Source organism: Pantoea sp. BAV 3049 (assembly GCF_009765445.1).
In the GTDB taxonomy this organism is placed as follows: Bacteria; Pseudomonadota; Gammaproteobacteria; order Enterobacterales; family Enterobacteriaceae; genus Erwinia.
Genome location: NZ_WHOY01000031.1, coordinates 4,702,346 through 4,708,783, shown reverse-complemented (window position 1 = coordinate 4,708,783; position 6,438 = coordinate 4,702,346). Strand labels below are relative to the sequence as shown.

Genomic DNA, 6,438 nt, shown 5'->3' with positions numbered 1-6,438 from the left:
AGACAAATTCACGGCGTTGATGTAGGCATTACAGACCTGGCGGAAGTCTCGTTTTGATATTGTCACTGTGCTGCGGTTTATGGGAATTACGTTGTTGGTCATACATCCCCCTTAACGGATATGCCTGCCTCTCTCAGGGCGTCGGCGCAATCGTCAATAGCCTCGTCATACGCTTCGCAGGCGGCAGGAACAAAATTTCCCTGTCGGTTGGCGTCACTCCGTTTGGGGGGCAACTTAACCACCAGTGCCGCTCTGCTTGCCTTCCAGATTTTCCAGCCCCATCCCTGTGCGCAGCTTTTTCGCAACTCTTCCTGCTCTGGCGCAGACCACCATGAAGCGAATTCTTCGTATATTTTATCCATCACGTTTCTCCAGGTTGGCACGGGCATTCCATCCCTCCCACATGGCAGCGGCCATCATGAACCATACGTTTCCGCATCCTTTTTTGGGCCCGCTGAAGAACCAGTTAACGAAATCCATTGTCATGCCATTTTGTTCAGCAAATTCCTGCCGCTCCAGCTCATCGTTGTTGGTCATGATTCAGATCCCTCGATAAAAACAAGCCCTTTTGGGCATGAGTCCCAGAAATTACCCTGCCTGTCGGTCATGGTGTACCAGATTCCAGGGTTAAGTCGGCCTGTAACTTTTTTCTGTTTCACGAAAAATGCATCACGTCGCGGATTTCCCTCGCCAGCAACCAGGTTACGCATTTTGTCTCCAAATTTCGGCTTACGACCCGCATTCAGTCTGGAAGCCTCTTCGTGAATTTTTATAATATGTGGATACGTCATCACTCCCTCCCCGCTCTGATCCAAAAGAAAAGGGCTACTATGGAAAGCAGCCCTGTTATTACCTCTGAAAGATACGCACTCATGATTTCACCATCGCTGATTTGTATTCCTCAAAATCCAATTTAGTTATTCCAGGTTGATAGCAATTCCCGAAAACTATTTCATTCTCCAGCGTTAACACCCACCGCCAGTTTTTAAACATCAGGTTGGAGATCGTTTTGCATGGCCCGGTTAGAACTCGGTCAGGAAATTCAGCGTAATTTTCCTGCAGCCATTCCATTGCGTCGTGCCACTCGATTGAGTCTTTGTAATCCATCAGAACCCCCCTTTCTTCGCATATGGTTTATGCGCTGCCTGCTGACGGTTGTCGCGTTCCGTGCGAGCCGCCTGCTGATCCATATCGTAAATAGCTCCGTTTTTTTGCAGGCAGAACACGGTGCCGGTGTTGCCGTGGCGGTTTAACCTGAGCAACAACTCTGTCTCACCAGGCGGTACTGTATCGTCGTATGAACCTTCGCGATGAATTCCTACCCAGTAATCACAGTCCTGCTCGATCTGGCCTGTGTCGCGGGAGTCGCTTGGCAGTGGCCGTTTGTTGACGCGCTTTTCCAGTTCGCGGTTGAGTTGTGTCAGCAGCACAACGACGCATCCCAGCTCTTTCGCCAGGTTCTTCAGCCCCTTAGTGATTAGACCGTATGCCAGATCGTTGCGGTCCGCCTTCTCAGCGGTCATCAGTGTGAGGTAATCAACCAGCACCATTCCAACAGCACCACGCTGACGCTTAACCTTGCGGGCTTCTGCGACAATGTGAGCGAGTGAAAGGCCTGGCGTATCGTCGATGTAGAGCATCTCCAGCTCACGCAGACGGTTTGCTGTTGCCAGGGCCTTACCAAAATCCTCGTCGTAGTTTCCCTGATAGGTGTCGTCTGCCTCTTCAGTCGCAGGCATGTAGAAAATGCTGGGGTTAACGCCCGATTTCTGCCCTACCAGCTTTTCCAGTATCTGGTCAGCAGGCATTTCCAGGCTGAACATGAGAGCAGGCTTGTTTTCACGAACGGCACAGTTGATTGCCATCTGGCTATACAGCGTGGTCTTCCCTTGTTTTGGCCTCGCTCCAATGACAAACAGCGAACCTTTCACCAGGCCTTTTGGCGACAACATGCGGTCGAGAGAGGGGATGCCAGTAGACAACCCGCGTTGCTCTCCTGCAGCGTCAAAGCGTTTTCCCAAATCCACAGCCCAATCGTCCATCACCTCACCGAACGAACGAAGCCCACGGCGGTTTCCGGTCTTGGCGTAGTCGCTGATCTGGCTTGTCAGACTGCTCACAGCTTCCAGCTTTTCAGCCGTTGTTTGTGTGGACGGGGTGTAGAGAATCTCAGTAGCTTCGGTGAGTTTTTGAATGGCATATCGTGCCAGCGCCTTCTCACGAATAACCAACGCATAGTTCACGATATTGGCCGCTGAAGGTGTGTTCTTGCTCAGCTCCGCCAGGTAAGCAAACCCTCCCGACTGTTTCAGCGTACCAGCCCCTTCCATCGACTCTGAAAGGGTTATCAGATCTATCGGCTGGTTGCGCTTCAGAAGGTCGCGCATGGCTTCGTAAATGCCGCCGTGCGATTTGTTGTAGAAGCTCTCCGGCTTCAGGATGTTAAGCACCTTCTGGGTGCGCTCTTCACCTCCATCGAGCATCAGACCGCCAAGTACAGCTTGTTCAGCATCCAGGCTGTGTGGAGGCATGCGGAAATTATCGGTCATCACGTACTCCTTCCCGAACCTGGGCATACAGCTCAGCATTCAAAATAAATTCGTAATTTCTCTTCTGCCAGGTCTTGCCTGTCTTCTGATCGTGTCTTTGCTCAAACATCCACCGGCATGAGGTATGGACGTAATCCAGGTACTGGATGAAAGCTGGCATTCCAAACGAATCTGAATCTCCCATCTGTCTGGCAATGGGCTTGGCCTCGCGCCAGAACTTCTGGATTAACTGCCGCCGCTTAGGAGTTAACGCATTCCATCCCTTGGCATCAGGCACATGTTCCTTCAGCGAGCTCCATACGTCTTCGCAGGAAAGTCTTTGGGTATCGATTTTCTTTTTGGAATTTTCTGGGGTGGATGACATATCTCTTACTTCAGTAAGAGATTTATATTCTTGTTCTAATAACTTCTTGTTCTGTTCACCGGATGGTTCTTCGGATGGTTCATCGGGTGCATACCGCGAAGCCTTGCTACGACTGGGTTTGTTGTTACCGGATGGTTCTTCGGATGGTTCATCGGGTAAAATCACCTGATAATCCGCATAATTTTTTATGCAAATCACTGTTCCAAAACGAGTTCCTTTCGTTGTTAGCATTCCCTCCCGTGCAAAGAAGTTAATCATCCTGGTAACTGCCTGAGGACTTTTCTCGTGACCATCCTGATCACGCAATTTGCGCCCCATTATCGCGGCCGTTGTTACAAGCTCACCGGGCTGCAAGTGCCATGTCTTACCTGAAAACTCGACCGTGCGTGGCTTGTAGGCGGCCTCTCCGATAAGCCTTACCCACATCGCCAACTTGGCCGTATCTTTGGCCCACTCCCTGGACAGAAGGCTCCTGAACAGGGCAAAGTGCCCTTGCTTCTGGTTCTCCATCCGTGAACTCCTGCGCTCGTGTGCAGCGCTGAAATCGAATATTTTTGCGGTACTCATTTGCTCTTCTCCTTCTCACGACACTCTTCCAGAATCCACCTGAGTTTTTTAGCTACAGATGGATGCAGTGAGCGGAGATATTGCAAACGAGTGATATTTTTATGAGTAGTAGCCTGGCTACTGACGTGCTTTCGTGCCATAATTACCTCGTTGAATTTGTTCTAAAACTCAATTGTTATCTGTGAAGAATGCTCGGTTGCAGCCGGGCATTTTTTATTGCCTATCGCCTCATAAGCTCCCTGAATAGCCCTTCCGATCGGACTAACCTCTACTGCCATTCGCGCAATGCAAAACACCGTCGCTATGTCCCGCCAGTTCATCCGACTGACTTTCGACTCATGCCAACCAGCCAAATCGGCAAACGTTCTGCCGGTAAGTTGGGAAAGCGTTATGAGCAGATCAGTCTCAGCTCGGTCAATCTCGCGTTGTGTTGGTTTGCTGTAGTTTGCGTGTTCCATTTCTTATTATTCTTCCTGTTGATTAGTTAGTTACGTGCGGCTCCCGTGGGGTGCCACATTGTTTTTGGGGTGAATCACCCGCAGCCAGATTGTTTAAAGAGCGGTGGTGTTTATTTTTTACTGTTAGGGAAAGGCTTTAACTCCTCTCCCTTAACAGAGCCATCCGGCTCGATAGTCACAAAAATGTTGCGACCAGTACGGATGGCCTTACTAATTGCACACTGGATTACACCGAAATCTCTGGCGGCTTTGGCCTGTCCGTGAATCTTCGCGTAATCCTCTAAAGTCATTCGGTTCATAAAATCACTCCTTTGGATTCTCACGGAAGAATACTACAAGTATTTATTGTTGTAAATATCCCTAGTATTTCTTATTTAATTACCAATGGTATTAGAATGCAGAAATGGAAAACAAAAAGTCCCTGACGGCAGAACAGCTAGAGGATGCCAAGCGCCTCAAAGCTCTGTATGAGTCAAAAAAGAAACATTTGAAAGTTACACAGTACACAATCGCTGATGATCTGGGCATTTCTCAGGGGGCTGTTGGTCATTACATGAACGGCAGGATCGCGCTAAATGTCCCTGTCGTAACCGCTTTTGCTAAAATTCTTCAGGTCCAAGCTTCTGACATAAGCCCTTCTCTTGCGAGGGAGGTAAGTAAATATGCCTCTACCGTTGATGCCAACGTAACGGAATTCAGCCCCTACACTCCAGGCATGAAATATCCCGTTATCAGTAAAGTTCAGGCAGGCGCATGGGCTGAAGCCATAGAGCCATACACATTGAAGGATATCGATCTCTGGCTGGAGTCTGACGCTCATACACAAGGGGATGCTTTCTGGCTTGAGGTCGATGGTGACTCAATGACTGCACCAATAGGACTTAGCATACCTGAAGGAACGTTTGTGCTTTTCGATACCGGCAGAGAGCCGGTCAATGGGAGTCTGGTAGTAGCAAAGCTAGTTAATGAGAACGAGGCAACCTTCAAGAAACTGATCATCGATGGAAGTCAAAGATATCTAAGGGGCCTTAATCCCGCATGGCCCATGAAGCCTATTGATGGCGATTGCCGGATCATTGGCGTGGCGATTGAAACTAAGTTACGCCTAGTTTAGCCACAGTGGCCGGATGAGGCGTTCGGGTGAGTAGTAAGTCATTGAGCAAATTGAACCTTTAGTTCTGTACTAAGTCATAGCTTGTGTTATGATTAGAAGTAATAAAATACCTGTAATTGTATACAGTGAATTTCTGAAAACCTCGTGTTTTTAGAGTGGGCTGCTATTGTCTAAATTTAAACCCAAAGGAGGTGAACATGCCTGTTAAAACTGCTCGAAACCTTCTGGAAAAGTACTGGAAGGGTGGTCTTCCAATAGACCCAAAAAAGATTGCGGCTTTAGAGGGCTTGTCAGTCGAGTCTTGCCCATCATTTGCGGCAAAGAATATTTCTGGTGAATTAGTGCCAAGCGGTGAATCTGCGGTTATCCGCTATAACCCAACCGACTCTGCCAAGCGACAGAGATTCACCATTGCCCATGAATTAGGCCATTATGTTTTAGGTCATGGTCATGCTTTCCGTGACCCATCCTCGCATTTCTCTATGAGCTATTATGATCCTAGAGAGGTTGATGCTAACCAATTTGCGGCTGAAATTCTTATGCCAGAAATGGCAGTTAATGTGTTAGTTAAACAAAGAAAGATAATGGATGTAAATGAATTAGCACGAATTTTCGATGTTTCGGTTAATGCTATGTCTTACAGGCTTAAGAGGCTCGGAATCCTCTAATGGCAGACATTTCGGATGATAAGCAGACTGACGCCATCACTCCAAAGGAATCAGAAGCAGAAATCAAGGACAAAAACCAAGAGCGTATGTTCAGGTATGTAGCATTTTATGGCGCATGCTTTATTGTTTTTGTTTTCTTGGGTGCATTACTGACATGGCTGGTTTGGTGGCCGTTTCATAGTTTCAATTTGAATAGCTTTGCAGGCGGAATTGACAAACCAGAAAGATACGCTGAATTCATAAACCAGACAAAGCATCTTTGGGTGACCGGAATTGTCATACTAGCTGCAATCCCAACGACTCTGGCACTAGCTTTACTGCGATTTACCTTCTCTGCCAAGGGCGATAAAGAGAAAACCAGCGACATTCCAGGGGTCTGGTTGTCTCTTGCCAAAGAAGTTATCGAAGTTGTTAAAGATTACATTAAAACCAAGGTAAAGTGACCAACCCGGCCACCGCGCCGGGTTTTTTTGTGCCTGTAACCCGCTATAACCTCGTCTGCCCCGCTCCCTACACGCCACAGAACCACCTTACCCCGGCGCTGAGCACTGACCGCTACCGCCTGCCCTGTGCATTCTCGCCTCCCCTGCTCCCTCAAACCACCTCCGAGATGGCATTTACAAAAATAAATATCCTTAATATTCATTTTGTTAGTTAATGAAGCCAACAAATAAATACCCAGAGTATTTACATTGAAAAATACCTACAGTATTCTTAC

At 48.0% G+C, this 6,438-nt stretch carries 11 protein-coding genes; 3 read left to right on the top strand and 8 right to left on the bottom strand.

Annotated features, from left to right (window positions below; all coding sequences use genetic code 11):
• Positions 1–98: 98 nt before the first annotated feature.
• From GSQ70_RS23405 to GSQ70_RS23370, 8 genes are all read right to left on the bottom strand, one after another.
• A complete protein-coding gene (locus GSQ70_RS23405) occupies positions 99–362 on the bottom strand; it encodes a hypothetical protein (protein WP_158784753.1) in 264 nt (87 codons plus the stop codon).
• Complete coding sequence (locus GSQ70_RS23400; protein ID WP_158784752.1) at positions 355–537, bottom strand: hypothetical protein; 183 nt, start codon at positions 535–537, stop codon at positions 355–357. The genes GSQ70_RS23405 and GSQ70_RS23400 overlap by 8 nt, the downstream gene beginning before the upstream one ends.
• Entirely contained in the window at positions 534–791 is a 258-nt protein-coding gene (locus GSQ70_RS23395; protein WP_158784751.1) for a hypothetical protein, read from the bottom strand. The genes GSQ70_RS23400 and GSQ70_RS23395 overlap by 4 nt, the downstream gene beginning before the upstream one ends.
• Before the next feature lie 79 nt (positions 792–870).
• Positions 871–1,107 (bottom strand): hypothetical protein, encoded by a 237-nt coding sequence (locus tag GSQ70_RS23390; protein WP_158784750.1) that lies wholly within the window; start codon positions 1,105–1,107, stop codon positions 871–873.
• A complete protein-coding gene (locus GSQ70_RS23385) occupies positions 1,107–2,549 on the bottom strand; it encodes a DnaB-like helicase C-terminal domain-containing protein (RefSeq protein ID WP_158784749.1) in 1,443 nt (480 codons plus the stop codon). Before GSQ70_RS23385 ends, GSQ70_RS23390 begins: the two co-directional genes overlap by 1 nt.
• Positions 2,539–3,480, bottom strand: a complete 942-nt coding sequence (locus tag GSQ70_RS23380; RefSeq protein WP_233268469.1) for a replication protein — start codon at positions 3,478–3,480, stop codon at positions 2,539–2,541. Before GSQ70_RS23380 ends, GSQ70_RS23385 begins: the two co-directional genes overlap by 11 nt.
• A gap of 161 nt (positions 3,481–3,641) precedes the next feature.
• On the bottom strand, positions 3,642–3,938 hold the full coding sequence (locus tag GSQ70_RS23375) for a CII family transcriptional regulator (protein ID WP_158784748.1): 297 nt from the start codon (positions 3,936–3,938) through the stop codon (positions 3,642–3,644).
• A gap of 110 nt (positions 3,939–4,048) precedes the next feature.
• A complete protein-coding gene (locus GSQ70_RS23370; RefSeq protein ID WP_158784747.1) occupies positions 4,049–4,237 on the bottom strand; it encodes a Cro/CI family transcriptional regulator in 189 nt (62 codons plus the stop codon).
• 104 nt (positions 4,238–4,341) lie between these two features.
• Between GSQ70_RS23370 and GSQ70_RS23365 the strand changes: the two genes are divergently transcribed.
• The 3 genes from GSQ70_RS23365 to GSQ70_RS23355 all read left to right on the top strand — a co-directional run bounded on the left by GSQ70_RS23365 (position 4,342) and on the right by GSQ70_RS23355 (position 6,163).
• Positions 4,342–5,052: a LexA family transcriptional regulator gene (locus GSQ70_RS23365; protein WP_158784746.1), complete on the top strand. Its 711-nt coding sequence runs from the start codon at positions 4,342–4,344 to the stop codon at positions 5,050–5,052.
• A 197-nt stretch (positions 5,053–5,249) separates the two neighbouring features.
• Complete coding sequence (locus GSQ70_RS23360; protein ID WP_158784745.1) at positions 5,250–5,720, top strand: ImmA/IrrE family metallo-endopeptidase; 471 nt, start codon at positions 5,250–5,252, stop codon at positions 5,718–5,720.
• A complete protein-coding gene (locus GSQ70_RS23355; protein WP_158784744.1) occupies positions 5,720–6,163 on the top strand; it encodes a hypothetical protein in 444 nt (147 codons plus the stop codon). The genes GSQ70_RS23360 and GSQ70_RS23355 overlap by 1 nt, the downstream gene beginning before the upstream one ends.
• Positions 6,164–6,438 lie beyond the last annotated feature (275 nt).

Excerpts from the sequence above, each read along its gene's own strand:
- GSQ70_RS23405 (WP_158784753.1), bottom strand. The coding sequence starts at position 362 with ATGGATAAAATATACGAAGAATTCGCTTCATGGTGGTCTGCGCCAGAG.
- GSQ70_RS23375 (WP_158784748.1), bottom strand. The coding sequence starts at position 3,938 with ATGGAACACGCAAACTACAGCAAACCAACACAACGCGAGATTGACCGA.
- GSQ70_RS23370 (WP_158784747.1), bottom strand. The coding sequence starts at position 4,237 with ATGAACCGAATGACTTTAGAGGATTACGCGAAGATTCACGGACAGGCC.
- GSQ70_RS23365 (WP_158784746.1), top strand. The coding sequence starts at position 4,342 with ATGGAAAACAAAAAGTCCCTGACGGCAGAACAGCTAGAGGATGCCAAG.
- GSQ70_RS23400 (WP_158784752.1), bottom strand. The coding sequence starts at position 537 with ATGACCAACAACGATGAGCTGGAGCGGCAGGAATTTGCTGAACAAAAT.
- GSQ70_RS23380 (WP_233268469.1), bottom strand. The coding sequence starts at position 3,480 with ATGAGTACCGCAAAAATATTCGATTTCAGCGCTGCACACGAGCGCAGG.
- GSQ70_RS23385 (WP_158784749.1), bottom strand. The coding sequence starts at position 2,549 with ATGACCGATAATTTCCGCATGCCTCCACACAGCCTGGATGCTGAACAA.
- GSQ70_RS23395 (WP_158784751.1), bottom strand. The coding sequence starts at position 791 with ATGACGTATCCACATATTATAAAAATTCACGAAGAGGCTTCCAGACTG.
- GSQ70_RS23355 (WP_158784744.1), top strand. The coding sequence starts at position 5,720 with ATGGCAGACATTTCGGATGATAAGCAGACTGACGCCATCACTCCAAAG.
- GSQ70_RS23360 (WP_158784745.1), top strand. The coding sequence starts at position 5,250 with ATGCCTGTTAAAACTGCTCGAAACCTTCTGGAAAAGTACTGGAAGGGT.
- GSQ70_RS23390 (WP_158784750.1), bottom strand. The coding sequence starts at position 1,107 with ATGGATTACAAAGACTCAATCGAGTGGCACGACGCAATGGAATGGCTG.